Annotated in this window: 12 protein-coding genes; 8 read left to right on the top strand and 4 right to left on the bottom strand. The window is 69.6% G+C overall.

The features are described from left to right. The 6 genes from FVE89_RS24840 to FVE89_RS24815 form a co-directional block, all read left to right on the top strand. Nucleotides 1-213, top strand: a 213-nt coding sequence (locus FVE89_RS24840) for a hypothetical protein (protein WP_210254070.1), incomplete at its 5' end; no start/stop codon positions are given. Nucleotides 214-302: 89 nt separating this feature from the next. Then, nucleotides 303-1,202, top strand: a complete 900-nt coding sequence (locus FVE89_RS24835) for a hypothetical protein (protein ID WP_161392831.1) — start codon at nt 303-305, stop codon at nt 1,200-1,202. A 91-nt stretch (nt 1,203-1,293) separates the two neighbouring features. After that, nucleotides 1,294-2,643 (top strand): exodeoxyribonuclease VII large subunit, encoded by a 1,350-nt coding sequence (locus tag FVE89_RS24830; protein WP_161392830.1) that lies wholly within the window; start codon nt 1,294-1,296, stop codon nt 2,641-2,643. 17 nt (nt 2,644-2,660) lie between these two features. Next, nucleotides 2,661-2,900 (top strand): hypothetical protein, encoded by a 240-nt coding sequence (locus FVE89_RS24825; RefSeq protein ID WP_161392829.1) that lies wholly within the window; start codon nt 2,661-2,663, stop codon nt 2,898-2,900. 500 nt (nt 2,901-3,400) lie between these two features. Beyond that, on the top strand, nt 3,401-4,513 hold the full coding sequence (locus FVE89_RS24820) for a GSU2403 family nucleotidyltransferase fold protein (RefSeq protein WP_161392828.1): 1,113 nt from the start codon (nt 3,401-3,403) through the stop codon (nt 4,511-4,513). 520 nt (nt 4,514-5,033) lie between these two features. Then, nucleotides 5,034-5,825, top strand: a complete 792-nt coding sequence (locus FVE89_RS24815; RefSeq protein ID WP_161392827.1) for a SprT-like domain-containing protein — start codon at nt 5,034-5,036, stop codon at nt 5,823-5,825. Between the two features lie 335 nt (nt 5,826-6,160). On the opposite strand, the gene FVE89_RS24810 is transcribed toward FVE89_RS24815, so the two are convergent. From FVE89_RS24810 to FVE89_RS24795, 4 genes are all read right to left on the bottom strand, one after another. Then, nucleotides 6,161-6,388, bottom strand: a complete 228-nt coding sequence (locus tag FVE89_RS24810; protein ID WP_161392826.1) for a hypothetical protein — start codon at nt 6,386-6,388, stop codon at nt 6,161-6,163. Between the two features lie 324 nt (nt 6,389-6,712). Next, complete coding sequence (locus FVE89_RS24805; RefSeq protein WP_161392825.1) at nt 6,713-7,516, bottom strand: hypothetical protein; 804 nt, start codon at nt 7,514-7,516, stop codon at nt 6,713-6,715. 32 nt (nt 7,517-7,548) lie between these two features. Continuing rightward, nucleotides 7,549-8,379 (bottom strand): P-loop NTPase, encoded by an 831-nt coding sequence (locus FVE89_RS24800; RefSeq protein ID WP_161392824.1) that lies wholly within the window; start codon nt 8,377-8,379, stop codon nt 7,549-7,551. Between the two features lie 41 nt (nt 8,380-8,420). Then, nucleotides 8,421-8,858, bottom strand: a complete 438-nt coding sequence (locus FVE89_RS24795) for a hypothetical protein (protein ID WP_161392823.1) — start codon at nt 8,856-8,858, stop codon at nt 8,421-8,423. A 282-nt stretch (nt 8,859-9,140) separates the two neighbouring features. Here FVE89_RS24795 and FVE89_RS24790 point away from each other — a divergent pair, with 282 nt between their 5' ends. Both FVE89_RS24790 and mobF read left to right on the top strand, forming a co-directional pair. After that, a complete protein-coding gene (locus tag FVE89_RS24790) occupies nt 9,141-9,440 on the top strand; it encodes a hypothetical protein (RefSeq protein ID WP_161392822.1) in 300 nt (99 codons plus the stop codon). Nucleotides 9,441-9,461: 21 nt separating this feature from the next. Beyond that, nucleotides 9,462-13,310, top strand: coding sequence for a MobF family relaxase (gene mobF / locus FVE89_RS24785; RefSeq protein WP_161392821.1), 3,849 nt, complete (start codon nt 9,462-9,464; stop codon nt 13,308-13,310). Nucleotides 13,311-13,362: the final 52 nt, after the last annotated feature.

Genomic DNA, 13,362 nt, shown 5'->3' with positions numbered 1-13,362 from the left:
ACCCAGCAGATCCGCCGCTGGCGAAGCGAAAGTCCCTCAGCGGATCATATCGGCGAACTGGACCGGATGGAGAAACAGAATCAAGAATTACGGGCCGTCACCGCGGAGGTCCTGGCGCTGGCCCGCGAGCTGCGCAAGGGCACCATCGACCGCATCATGGGCATGAGCGATCTCGAGCTCGGCCTCCAGGCAGTCCTCGGGAAGTCGCTCTGACAGACGGCGCTAACCCGACCCATGACATTGCGTGCAATACGCTACCGTGCACTTTTACGTGGATGGGCCTTCTGAGCCGAGGAAAACATATGAACACCGACGTGCCCACCGGCGCGCAGGCCTGCGCATGCCCACCAGCCTCACACGAGGAGCGGGTGGTCCTGCTCGAGGTCCTGCCTCACCGGTATAAACCGGGCCTGCGGGCCCTGCTGTCGGCCCCCGAACCCGGCCAGCCCGGCTTGGGCCACATCTTCCTCCGTGAGGACTGGCTCGCCTCCGTGGCCGGCCTGCTCGGCATGGGTCCGTCCTGGACCCGGCCGGGCGAACCGATCCCGATCCGCGTCGGGGCCGAGTACGACGACCGGCTCGGGCCGCGGATCGTGATCGCGGCCAGCGACCGGCCGACTCCGGCGCAAGCTGCAGCGGACGCGGAGCTGCGCCGAGCCCTGGAAGAGCAAGGCCGGTGGCGGCGTGCCCGCGCTCCAGACAAGATCAGGCAGCTCTTCGCGATCGTACCCGAGGGCGGCGGTCCGCGCTGGGAGGCGCTGGCGCTACAGCTCCAGGACTTGGACGAACGCCGGATCGTTCATCTCGCCGTGCGGCCGGTCAATCTCGACGATCCCGACGCCGTTCACGAGGCGCTGCGCGATGCCGGCGAGTATGTCCACTGGACCGGCGCCGATGCTGTCCTGATCGTCACAGGCGACCGCCACGTCGGATCCCGCGTCTTCAGCGAACCCCGCGTCGTCGAGGCCGCCTGCGACCTCGGCGCGGCGTTGCTCACGCTCGCCGGGCCGGTATCGACGCCGATCGACGACCTGGCTTGGCACTCGTCGCCCGTTCCGGGCGCGGTGCAGGCCGCGATCGAGCGGATCCTGCGCGGCGAGCTCGAGAAGGCGGACCGGCCGCGTCTGGACCGCATCGAGGAGCTGCTCATCCGCTCCCGCATCCCGCCAGGCGACGGCTGGCCGTCCGACGCGCCGTTCTGACCACCCCGGCCCGGACGCGCTGCGTCCGGGCCGAGCCTACGACCGGGCAACCCCGTCCACACGCCACCCCACGCACATCCGAGCCTCGACCATGCGCATCCATGAATTCCGCCGCGCCCCGCCGGCCACACCGGAGAGTGGCCCACCACCCGGGCGACCCCGGTCCGGCCTCCCGCCACCGCCGGATCCGACCGGGCCGGCGCTCGACATCCACGAGCTCTGGGCCCGCACCGGCAGCGCGGTGCGCACCGGCCTGCCGCGTGCGTTCCGCGTCTGCGCCACCGTCGCCCGCGTCCGGCCTCGGCGGCAGGGCAGCTACGACCTCGACCTCGCGCCCACCCACGGCTTCCTCGGCGGTAACGCCCCAATCGTGAGCGCCCGGATCGGCGTCGAGGCCCGCGCCCGGATCTCCGCCGCGCTCGATCGCCCGTTCGATCCGACGGAGCTCGCACACCGGGACGTCACGCTAACCTGCACGGCCTCGTGGCTGTCGGACGCGCGCCTCAGGCTCAACATCACAACAGTCGAGCCGGCCTGGTCGGTGAGCGAGGCGGAGCTGCACCGTGCTCGCGTGCTCGACGGGCTGATGCGGGCGGGACTGCTCGATGCGCAACGTCAGCTACCGAGCCCGGTCCATCTCGAGCGGGTCAGTGTGCTGCACCCGCCGGGCCAGGGTTGGAGTGACATCGCCGAGACGCTGCACGCGCTGGCGGGTGCCGGCCACCTGCGGGTCGATGATCTCGAAGCTCGTTTCGACGGCCCCGGTGCGGTCCCGGAGCTGGTTCGGCGCCTGGACGAGGCCGCGAAGCTGCACGCGGGCTGCGAGGATCGCGGCCTGGTTCTGCTCGTGCGCGGCGGCGGCAGCCCGGCCGGGGCGCTCGACAGCCGCGAGGTCGCCGCGGCGATCGGCACGCTCACCGTGCCGGTGGTGGTCGCGGTCGGGCACCGCACCGACGCGGCGACGATCGCCGACATGGTCGCCTGGGCGTCCCTGCCGACGCCCTCGGAGGCGCGGCACCTCGTCCTCACGCTTTTGGACGACGCGGCCGCACGCGCGGAGCGGGCCTGGGCCGACCTGGTCGCGGCGCTCGACGACCTCGAGCGGAGCGTATGCCGGGCGGCCATCGCCGGCTGCGAGACGGTCGCGGACGCGGCGGAGACCTGCCTCGAGGCCGCCGAGCGGCGCGCGGCCGCGGCCGCCCGGGTAATCGAGCACGGCCTGGAGCAGACCTTGACCCTGCTGGGCGCTCCGGACCGAACCGCGCGTACCACACCGGATCGGCCGGCCGCTTGGCCGGAGGGCTTCGTCCGGCTCACCGACGCCGCCGGTCACCCGATCATCGGCCTGGAGACCGCGGTCGGGCCGCTCACCCTGACCTTCGCGGACGGGCGAACCCTCGCGGTTGCGTCCGTCGCACCCCTCGATCCGACCATTCACTGAGCCACTCGGAGACCCAGATGACCCCAGAGACCCGGATCGACCGGCCCGAACCCGCTTCCTTCGTCGCGATGTTGGAGCGCCTGGACGAGCTCGCGCGCACGCTCCGCACCGGCGAACTCGAGGATCGGCTCTCGCGCCTGCCGGACACCGTGGCCGAGGCGCATCGCTTGAAGCGGAAGCTCGTCGATCACGCCGTCGAAGTACGCGAGGCGATCGCCTGCCTGCGCGGCGGCGCCCGACCGGCCAGCGCCTCCTGAACGAAGCGCTGGGAGCCAGGGCCGACAGGGAGCGCCCTGTCATCCTTCCACGGCAGGAGCCGTGAATCACTATCGTCGAACAGCCTTGAGACCGGACCGGGAGGATCCGGTCCTCGCGCGTAGATATCGATACAAACCCCGGGATGATCGGGTGCGACGCGGCGAAAGGGGAGGGATGTTTCGTCCTTCCGATCAGACCCAGACTGACATCGGCGAGGGGTGACGTCGCTTCATATGAGCCAACAGACGATGAGACCGATAAGGCAGGGCCACATCGTATCAGACGCCATGCCCAAGCTTCACGTTGCACGGCCGAGAAACGCTCGTCGACACGGCCGCCGTGCCTCGCAAGGGCACCATCCTGCTCATTCCGATAAGATGCGAGCGCAGGCACGCTGAGTGCCGTGTATAATTTCCCTGAGTAAAAATTATAACGAGGCGTTGTATCTCTCCGCCGCTCCGCTATAACTTCTGCGCGAAAAGATCATAGCGGAGCGGCCGTGAAGGAGATCGATCTCGCGTACCGGACGCTCTACGCCGAGCTGTGTCAGCGCAGCCTCGACGGCGCGTTCGAGGCCGACTTCCCGATCGAGGGCCGCTTCGTGACGGTCCCGGTCAAGGGACGCGCCTACTGGTACTTCGACCTGCCTGGGCCGGACCGCGTCAAGCGCCGCTATGTCGGCCCCAAAGCCGACGCGCAGATCACGGAACGCGTCGAACGCTTCCAGGCCGTCAAGGACGATCACAAAGCCCGGCGCAAGCTGGTCTCGACCCTCGTGCGGGAGGCGGGATTGCTGGCGGCCGAGCGGTTCTCGGGAGACGTGGTGCAGGCTCTCTCGAAAGCCGGCCTGTTCCGCCTCCGCGGCGTCTTGGTCGGCACCGTCGCGTTCCAGTGCTATCCGGGCATCCTCGGCGTTCGACTGCCGAACGCCGCTCTGCAGACCGGCGACGCTGACTTCGCGCAGTTCCACTCCATCTCGGCCGCGGTCGCGGACAGCCTGCCGCCGATGCTCGACGTGCTGCGCTCGGTCGACCAAACCTTTCGCGATGTCCCCCACCAGGCGGACGGGCGACGCTCGACCAAGTTCCAGAACGGGAAGGGCTACGAGGTCGAGTTCCTGACGCCGAACCGCGGCAGCTCCGACCACGACGGCAAGCCGGCGGACATGCCCGCCCTGGGCGGTGCCTCGGCACAACCGCTTCGTTTCCTGGATTTCCTGATCCACGAACCGGTCAGGGCCGTGCTCCTGCACGGCAGCGGGGTCAACGTCGTGGTGCCGTCCCCGGAGCGTTTCGCCATCCACAAGCTCATCGTCGCGAGCCGCCGGCGGGACGATCCGGCCGGGCACCTGAAGCGCGATAAGGACGCCGTCCAGGCGGCGGCTCTCGGACAGGCAATGGCTAGAACGCGACGGGCGGGTGATCTCGCCATGGCCTATGCTGAGGCCTGGCGCAGAGGCTCGGCTTGGCGAAATGCCTTGCGCGAGGGGCTCGCCTCTGTCCCGATCAAGCACCGGCCGGGGCTCATGCATGGCCTCATCGATGGACTGGGGACGATTGGCGAGGATGCCGAGAAATTCGGGCTCACGGAACTCGGCAATTGGCGCTCATAGCCTCAAGCTTGGGTCACGTGGGAACACGCCCGACGAAACTTCGGGCTTGAGAAGCCAATCGCCTCTCGATCCCCGTGATGTCTCCTCGCTGAAGCTCGTCCGGATGTCTTACCTGTGGGCAATCGCCATTGGCGTGGCCTCAACGTGCGTGGGCAGCTTGAGCCCTCCGGGCGGTCCATGGCAGCAGAGGGATGCCTAGGCAACGAACGTGCTGGGGCTGTGGGCTGCCGCTGATCCGAGATCGGTAGCTCGAAAAAGTTAGCGCTGCTCTGCGGCGTTCATCCTCCGGGTTGGCCTGTGCTGGCGCGGCGGAGAGGCGGTCCGGGATCTTTCTTGATCCGGGCAGCTGATCCGACCCGTCCCGCGCCTCCGGCATCCGATAGTCCCGTTCGTGGACGCCATGTGGATGAGCCATCGACCGGTCTGCGCCGGTCGCTGAAGGATGCCTTCTTCGGTCGCTGAGAGCCGGGGCCCTACGTGGCTGGCGTGAACCGAGCTCGTCCCGCGACGAGTCGGCACCATGGCACAATCTAAGATTGAGAAATTTGGCCTCATCACTTCTCCGGACGGAGATCCGTCGCCGTCGAACGATGGTGTCGCTCGCACGTACGAAGGGGCTGCCGTTCAGCAGGGGCCGGACGCCTTTGTTTCGTACGATACAACGGAGCCGACGACCCAGACCTATCTCGGATTGACGGAGGCCTACGCGTTCTTCAACGAGCGGCTGTTTTCGGCCAAGCTACCGCCCTGCCTCATCACCCTTCAGCGTCGGAACAAAGCCTACGGTTACTTCTCCAGTCAGCGCTTCACGACGCGTGACGGCACGGTGGTGACGGACGAGATCGCGCTCAATCCGCGCTACTTCGCTGAGCGCAGCATTGAGAGCACGCTCGCGACCCTGGTCCACGAGATGGTCCACCTTGAGCAGGAGCATCTCGGCACGCCGTCGCGCGGCAGTTATCACAACCAGGAATGGGCGCGGATGATGCGGGCCGTGGGGTTGATCCCTTCCGCGACGGGCGAGCCGGGCGGCAAGGAGACGGGTCCGCGCGTCAGCCACTGCATCGAGGCGGACGGCCGTTTCGCGCTCGCCTGCGCCGACCTGCTCGCCACGCGGACGGGCATGGTGCCCTTCGTCGAGGCGGGGAGCGAGGCCGACCGCGAGACGCGGGAGAAGAAGGCGGCCAGCAAGACGAAGTACACCTGCCCGGGCTGCGGGGCGAACGCCTGGGCGAAGCCGGAGACCGGCCTCGGCTGTACGGACTGCAACCTGCCGCTGGAGGCTGCGCCGGCCAAGATGACGACCGGCTGAGGTCGATGGCTGCCGGAATGACTCTTCGCGATGAGCTCGTCATGTGCATCGGGGTGCACGCGACAGGCAGGGAGAGACCGCCCTGTAAGCATGCACATCGCGTCGTGCTCATGGACGTGTTTCAGGAGCCGCGGATACCATTTTTCGTCCTGGCAGGATCGGTGCAGCCACGATCGGGAAGCGCATCGCTCGGCTGGGAGCCGAGACGCTCGACCTTGGCCCGGAGCCCCAGACGGCGCTGGCCGCCTTGCGGTGGAATAGGTCTGTCACTCACCGCCCGGCTCGCGGTCTGCAGTGGGTGAACGGGATACCGCGGGGTGCGGGCTCACGAGCCGCTACTGCCGGTGAAGTGATCCGGCGTTGGCGCGGATCCAGTTGGGCGCGAGAATGTCGCCGGCGTCCATGATGATCCAAGGCGCGGCGTTCTCGGCGTCGATCGCCTCAGCCGCGGCGGCCAGGGCTGCCCGTAGGGTCGGAAACCGGCACGTGGCGGCGACGTGAGCCGGAGCATCGCTCGGCCACAGGGTGAGGTCGGCGGGCTTGTCGAGGTCGGCGAGCGTCATCGGTGCGCTCCGGTCGATGCGGGGGCAGCGCTATGCCTGAGGTGCCGCGCCGCCGGTAGATGCCGACACGTCTGATCCGAGGGGTAGCCATGCGTGCGCGCGCCTTGTCGAGCGAGGCACGCGGATCGACGCCACGGGCGTCGACCGGGTCTTCGACGGGGCCGCCGCTGAAGTCACCAGTTCTCGACGCTATCACGACAGCGCGATCACGGCTGGCCCTGGTTCGCCGCTTTGTATCGTACGAAGCAATCCAGCGCACCACCGGCCTATTGAGGCGAAACGGTCCCGACTCGCAGCGGAAGCCGTTTGGCCGTGCGTCTCGGCTCACTTCAGCAGCCAGGCTACGGGCTGCCATGTGACGACGGCCCGCAGCACGCGGCGACCCACGAGTGCAGCAAACCCGGCTGCGATGATCAGCCAGGCTGGTCCCCAGTCCGTCAGCCAGTCCCGCAAGGCGAAGTACGATGCGTCCCAGAACCCCCCAACCGGCGGCATGGTGCCCTCGATCCAGAGCGGGAACTCGCAGTACTGCCGCTTCTGCGTCGGATCGGTCTTGTGCTGCAGCGGTCCGCAGAACTTGTTCATCTGCTCGCGCATGTCCGGGTTGGCGGCGATCAACTTGAGCCACTCGGATCCGTCCGCGCGCGTAGCCAGCGCCGACCATTGCGCGGCTACGCTCGTGGCCTCGGCTCGTCCGATCCTGTAACCGACACCGCCGCATACGACACCGCTGGCCAGGACGATCCCGGCGGCCCAAAGGCCAATCTCGCGTGCGCGGGTGCGCTCCATCCTCCTGAAATGCTCGCTCGCGCTCGCCGCGACCGCTTGCCCGGTGGTCTCCGCGAGCGTGGCGTGGGCCGCCTCGACCCGGGCGCTGGCCGCCTGCGCCACCGGGCCGACGGCACGCTTGGCCGCCTGCTCGACCCGTTCGGGGACCGCGTCGATCGCCTCCGGGATGGTCCGAGCTGCCTTCTCCAGCAGCCCCGTGACCGCGAGATAGATCAGGACGGGATCATCGGGCGTGAGACCGAGGTCCATCATCCGCCGCCACGTCAGGTCGCGGACCGTCGGATCGAGGCCGAGAACTTCGGCCGCCTGATCGAAATTGAGCTTGGCGTCGGGACGCATCGCGGGTCGGGATCGGCGGGCTGGATCTCGCCTCAGAGGCCGAGGAGGGGACGCAGGGGCTCGAAGGCGGCCGCGGACTCGCGCCGGTATCGCGCGACGTGCGAGCGCTCGACGATGGTCAGGCGTGAGGCGGAGGCGGCTGTCGAGAACGGCAGGTCGTCGGCGTCGACCTTGGCGAACGTGCCGGCCGGCAGGGCGGGAAGGCTGATCTCGAGGCCGCCGAGTTCCTCGAGCAGACGTTTGCGGACCTTGCCGCCTCGTTCCTGACCGTCGCCGTCGGTGTAGCCGTGCCAGAAGGGGAAATCGGACTCGGCCTTGCCCCAGCGGGTGTTGCGGACGGCGACATGATCGACCCGGTCGCCGACCAGCTCGATCCAGCGGGCGACCGATTGGGTCGCGGCGACCTCCGACGAGATCAGGTGCAGGACGACGAGCCGGTAGCCATTCTCGTCGACGGCAGCCAGCAGGTCGTCGAGCCCCTCACCCATATCCGTGATGCGCGTCAGGTCGGCCAAGCTGCCGCCGGCGAGATCGTGGACGATCAGGGGCTCCTGCGTCCCGAGGCAGTTGAGCAGGGTGTGGCTCTGGGCGGCGTCGCGGATGTTGTAGTAGCCGACGCCGACGGTCGGATCCTGCTGGTCCAGGACTTCGCCCGCCCCGTCCCGGGTCCCGAGAACCCGGACGAGGCCGCCGACGCTGCCGTCGGCGTCGTAGGCCGCCACGCGCGTGCCGCCCTCGCGCAGGTATTCCACGAGGGTGCGCGCGGTCACGCTCTTGCCGACGCCGCCCTTCTCAGAAGTGACTAGGACGGCGCGCTTCTGCTGTGGGGCGGTGTCCTTGCGCGCCTGTTGTGCCCTTGCCATGCTGCCCTTCCGATCCGGTGTCCAGGCCTGCCTTCCGCGGCCTAGAGATCCTTGTTGCTCATCCTGTGCCCGAGGGCGGGCGAGGCGGGAGACTGTCCGCGCACCGGCACCTGATCGCGCGCGGCGGTGGAGCGTGGTTGCGGACCGGGCCGGTGTTCTGCTGGCGCCTGCGAAGTCTTAGCGGGTGACTTCGCCTTAGCCTTGCCGCGCCGTCGCACGGGCTTGTGGCCAGCGAGCTCGCGCGTGGCAGTCTGGACGTACTGCCGTAGCGTGGCGACGCTGAGTTTGACGCCCATCCGGGCGAGGAGCTCACGGATCTCGGCGTCGGTCTTACACTTGGCCTTGAGTTCCTTGATCTCCGGAAGCACGGCCTTGACCGCCTCGTAGGCGGTGGGCTTGCGGCTGGGGGCGTGCTTGATCTCCTCGCGCAGGAAGGCGCGGAGCTCGCTGTAGGGATCGGATTCGACGGCCTCACCCATCTCCATCACTCCTCGCGCCTCGCGCGTTCCTCGCAAGCCGCTCCGTCAGCCATACCCACCATGTCTGACTGGATCTGCGAACCGCTCGAACCCACCATCCTGGATGATCGGCATGATACCACGGCCGAGCTTACGGCCACGATAGCCGCGTAAGGCCTGTGGATAACCCGGGCCTTACGACCCAAAATTCTGACACATCACGCACCGATGGTGCTGTTTGACGGCCGAGCTTCCTGCTAAGCTGTTGCCAGATCGTACAGCTTGACTGTCAGGAGCTCACCCATGGCCCGCCGTCCCGTCCGTGTGTCCGTGGACGAGGCGCTCTGGGATGCTGTGGCGGCGGCAGCCCGGGCGCGCGGGATCGAGCCGTACCTGTTCGTCGAGGAGGCGCTCAAAGCCGCGCTCGGCCCATCCGAGACTGTGGCGCGGCTGGCCGAGCTCGCGGATGCGGCGGCGTCGAGCGCCCGCGAGGCCCGGGTCAGTGCGGCCGAGATGCGCGACCAGATCCAGGTGATCAGCGACTTCATCGTCGACCTGTACCGGGCGGAGGCCCGAGCGAGCGACGATGCAGGCCCAGCCTAGGCGCGAGCGGGTGCTCAGGCGATGATGACCTGCACACGGATCACGAGCGTCGAGTACTACGAGTCGATGGCACGCCAGATCCGGCGTGAGTCCGGGTTAAGCGCGCCCGACAGCCCGCTCGACGGCACGGCCGCCGCGTACGCGCGTAAGGTGGCGACCGAGACCGCTCCAGAGGGCAGCGCCGCCTTCGAGGCGGCCTACGCGCAAGCGTTCGACCGGGCGCTGGCGATGCTGCGGCGCGGCCACAGCGAAGGCCGCGACCAGGTCGCGTATTACACGGATAACGGCGCGGGCGAGGCCAACGGCGTGTGGTGGACGCCCAGGTTCGCGACCGACCCGAGCGGTCCCGCCGATCCGTTCCGGTTCTGCCCGGACGGAACCGAGGTCGACGGGCGCGTGCTGCGCGACCTCGCGGCCGGCCGCGACCCGCAAAGCCTGAAACCCCTGGTCCGCGCGTCGGCCAACGGTCGGCGCAGCGTCGGCTACGATCTCCAGTTCGCCGCGCCCAAGAGCGTGAGCGTGCTGGCGGCGTTCGCCGGGCCGGAGGATCGCGCGCGGATCCTGGCGGCGCATAACCGCGCGGTGCGCCGGGCGCTCGACTACGCGCACGCGGCCGGCCTGATCGTGACCCGGACCGGGGCGCAGGGCCGGGAGCGGGCGCCGGCCGGCGGGGTGAGCGCGGCGGTGTACCGGCACTTCACCTCGCGGGCGCAGGATCCGCACCTCCACAGCCACGCCATCCTGTTGAACCTGTGCGTGCGGGCCGACGGCTCGACCGGAGGCCTCGACAACCGCGAGATCCTGCTGAATGCCGGCGGGATCGCGGCCCTGTACCGGAGCGAGCTGGCCGAGGGTCTCAGGGCGGAACTCGGCTGCGAAGCGGTCAGGAGCGGGCGCAACTTCGAAGTCGCCGGCGTGGCCGAGCCCGTGCTGGAGTTGTTCTCCAAGCGGCGCGCGGCGATCGAGCGGGTGGCACGGGAGCAGGGGTTCGACACGGCCGACGACCGGGTCGCGGCCCAGGCCGCCGCCTTCGACACGCGGGCGGGCAAGGACCGGGAGACGCCGCTGGCGAGCCTGGAAGCCGAGTGGGACCGGCAGCTGGTCCAGGCCGGCTGGACGCGCGCGGCGCTGTTCGAGGGGGTGCAGATCGCGGCGGACGGGGTCCGCGATACGCGGGGGCGCGCGCCCGCCGAGCGGCTGCAGCGCCTGGCGGAGGCCGGCCTCGCCGCGACCCTCGAGATGCAGGCGGTTCTGGAGGAGCGCGAGCTGCTGCGCCTGACCGCCGAGGCACTGCAATGTGAGGCCGGGGCGGACGCCATCCTGGAGCAGGTGGAGCGCCTGCGCCAGGACGGCCGGGTGGTGGAGGTCGGGCGCTCGGCCGAGGGCCGGCCCGTCTACGCGACGCCCGCGATGATAGCTGTCGAGCAGGGTATGCTGCGCGTGGCCTACGCCCGGCAGGACGAGCGGGCGTTCGTCCCGGCCGAGGTGGTGACGCTGGTCTTGGCAGAGCGGCCGAGCCTGCGCCCGGAGCAGCGGGCTGCGGTGCGGCACGCGCTCAACCGCGACGGGGTGAGCGTGGTCGAGGGCAGCGCCGGCTCGGGCAAGTCGTACGCGATGAGGAGCGTCGCCGAGGCGGTGCGGGCCAGCGGTGGCGAAGTCTGGGTGATCGCGCCGAGCTGGAAGGCGGTCGATGTGATCCAGACCGACACGGCCACCCCCGAGACGATGGCACGGGCGGTGACAGGGTTCCTCAACCGGATCGACAAGGGCGAGATCGCGCTGGGGCCGCGGACGACCGTGATCGCCGACGAGGCCGGGATGATCGGCACGCGCGATCTCGCCGCGCTGCTCGAGGCGGCGGCCGCGGCCGGAGCCAAGCTGGTCTTGAGCGGCGACACGCGCCAGCTCGTCCCGGTGCCGGCGGGCGCGCCGATGCGGCTGCTGATCCGGGCGCTGGGCGCGAGCCGGATGGACGAGATCCAACGGCAGCGCGGGCGCAGCGAGGCGGAGGGGGCCTGGATGCGGGCGGCCAGCATCGACTTCGCCGCGGGCTGGACCGCGAGCGCGTTGGAGGCCTACGACCGCGGCGGCGCGATCACCTGGGGGACGGACCGCGAGGCCACGGTCCAGGCGCTGGTCGACGCCTACGCCGAGAGCCGCCTCGATCCCGACGGGGCGGAGCGGACGCGGGCGGTGCTGACCGGCTGGAACAAGGACGTACGCGAGCTCAACGCGCGGATCCGCGCCCGTCTCAAGCAGGACGGGCTCCTGCCGGAGGGGGAGGACGTGGAGATCGACGCGATCCCGCGCGGCGGTGGTAGGGCCGAGGCGCTGGCCCTGAAGGTCGGCGACGAGGTGATATTCGGGGAGAGCGTGAAGATCGGCGACCAGGAGATTCGCAACGCCGACCTGGCGCGGGTCGAGGCGATCTCAGGCGATCCGACCGATCCGGTGCTGACGCTGCGGTTAGCCAAGAATGGAGCGCGGCTGAGCGCCCTGTCGAGCGCGCTGGTCGGGTCCCGAAAACCGGGCGAGCCGCAGGTGCCAAAGCTTCAGCACAGCTACGCCATGACCACGCACGCGGCGCAAGGCGTGACGGTGGACGAGGCGTACGTCGCCGACCTGCGCGGTGCGGGCGCGGAGGCGACGTACGTGGCGATGACGCGGCACCGGCGCACGGTGCGGCTCTACGTCGACACGGGCCGGATCCGGGACCGGCTGGAGGCGGCGCGCTCCGGGGTTCGACCGGAGGAGCGCGGCCTGCCGGGCGGCCGGGAAGCTGCGCACCCCAAGTTCGCGTCCATCGGCCAGAGCGAGATCCGGCAGGCCTTCTTGTCGGCCTCCGCAAGCAGCGGCGGCAAGGCGAACGTCGCCGACTTCGCCGGAACCGACCTGCGCACCTGGTGCGGTGCGCCGGTCCAAACACGCGCAATCCTTGTACGGACTGGCGGCAGGATGGGACTGGAGCGTGCGGGATCCTGGAGGGGGGCGATCTCCGGGATCGCCCCGGCCTCGGTACCCACACCGTCGCCGGCCCCTCAGGCGTTGCGGCAGCGCATGGCGGAGCGCCTGAACGCCCCTGCAGCGTACCCGGTCCCGCGGCCGAGCCGAGCAGGTCACGCGATCCCGTTCACCTCGGACACTCTGGGTCAGAAGGGGCGGATCAGCCGGCTCGCCGCGATCCTATGGCAGGGACTGAGGCGCGAGATCCGGACCGCCGCGACCGCGATACGGGGTCCGCTGCCGCTGCCCCTGGACCAGCTTCGCGCCGATGTCCTGATCGATCCTCGAGGCCGGATGGCGTTCGCTCGCCGGGATCGGAGCGGCCGCATCCTGGGGATCGAGCAGACCGATGGAGCCGGTGAGCTGGGAGAGAGTGGGCAGCAGGGTACGAGGGGTTTGATCCAACTGGGGGATCGACGCTCACCGAAGCGGATCTACGTGGCTCGAACGAAGGCCGAGGCTCTGAGCCTGTATCAGCAGGACGGGCAGCCGGACCGTGCCCTGATCTGCGGCTTGGACGGCGATGGCCCTGAGACCGGGAGCGCGCTCGCCCACGTCGTCGCGCGGCATCCGGATGCGGCCGTGCATCTCGCGATCGATACCCGAGCGGACGAGGGGGAGACCCAGGCTTTCGAAGCGTGGATACTCGCGGTCTTGCGCACGGTGCAGGCGCCGAAGGCTCGCGTGGCGGTACGCCGTTCCGTACCCCTGGAGCTGTTTCCGGACGGAAGCCATGTCGTGTTGGCCGATCCAGTCCCGAACGAAAAGGACCGCACGCGGCGACGCAGTGAGCGAACGCGACAGGATCGTGGGATGGTGCATCAGGTCCCTCCCGCGCACTCAGTACGCGAAGGCCGAGAGCGGTAGAACGATGTCGATCAGCGAAGAGGGCTAACGCCGATCCGCACGCGAGAACCCT

Origin of the sequence: Methylobacterium sp. 2A (assembly GCF_009806555.1) — a bacterium.
In the GTDB taxonomy this organism is placed as follows: Bacteria; Pseudomonadota; Alphaproteobacteria; order Rhizobiales; family Beijerinckiaceae; genus Methylobacterium.
Note: the sequence above shows the minus strand (reverse complement) of the source record. Positions and strands in the feature narration are given on the sequence as shown.

What these genes read in the sequence shown, in the direction of transcription:
- FVE89_RS24835 (WP_161392831.1), top strand. Translation starts at nt 303, where the DNA reads ATGAACACCGACGTGCCCACCGGCGCGCAGGCCTGCGCATGCCCACCA.
- FVE89_RS24830 (WP_161392830.1), top strand. Translation starts at nt 1,294, where the DNA reads ATGCGCATCCATGAATTCCGCCGCGCCCCGCCGGCCACACCGGAGAGT.
- FVE89_RS24825 (WP_161392829.1), top strand. Translation starts at nt 2,661, where the DNA reads ATGACCCCAGAGACCCGGATCGACCGGCCCGAACCCGCTTCCTTCGTC.
- FVE89_RS24815 (WP_161392827.1), top strand. Translation starts at nt 5,034, where the DNA reads ATGGCACAATCTAAGATTGAGAAATTTGGCCTCATCACTTCTCCGGAC.
- FVE89_RS24810 (WP_161392826.1), bottom strand. Translation starts at nt 6,388, where the DNA reads ATGACGCTCGCCGACCTCGACAAGCCCGCCGACCTCACCCTGTGGCCG.
- FVE89_RS24805 (WP_161392825.1), bottom strand. Translation starts at nt 7,516, where the DNA reads ATGCGTCCCGACGCCAAGCTCAATTTCGATCAGGCGGCCGAAGTTCTC.
- FVE89_RS24800 (WP_161392824.1), bottom strand. Translation starts at nt 8,379, where the DNA reads ATGGCAAGGGCACAACAGGCGCGCAAGGACACCGCCCCACAGCAGAAG.
- FVE89_RS24795 (WP_161392823.1), bottom strand. Translation starts at nt 8,858, where the DNA reads ATGGGTGAGGCCGTCGAATCCGATCCCTACAGCGAGCTCCGCGCCTTC.
- FVE89_RS24790 (WP_161392822.1), top strand. Translation starts at nt 9,141, where the DNA reads ATGGCCCGCCGTCCCGTCCGTGTGTCCGTGGACGAGGCGCTCTGGGAT.
- mobF (WP_161392821.1), top strand. Translation starts at nt 9,462, where the DNA reads ATGATGACCTGCACACGGATCACGAGCGTCGAGTACTACGAGTCGATG.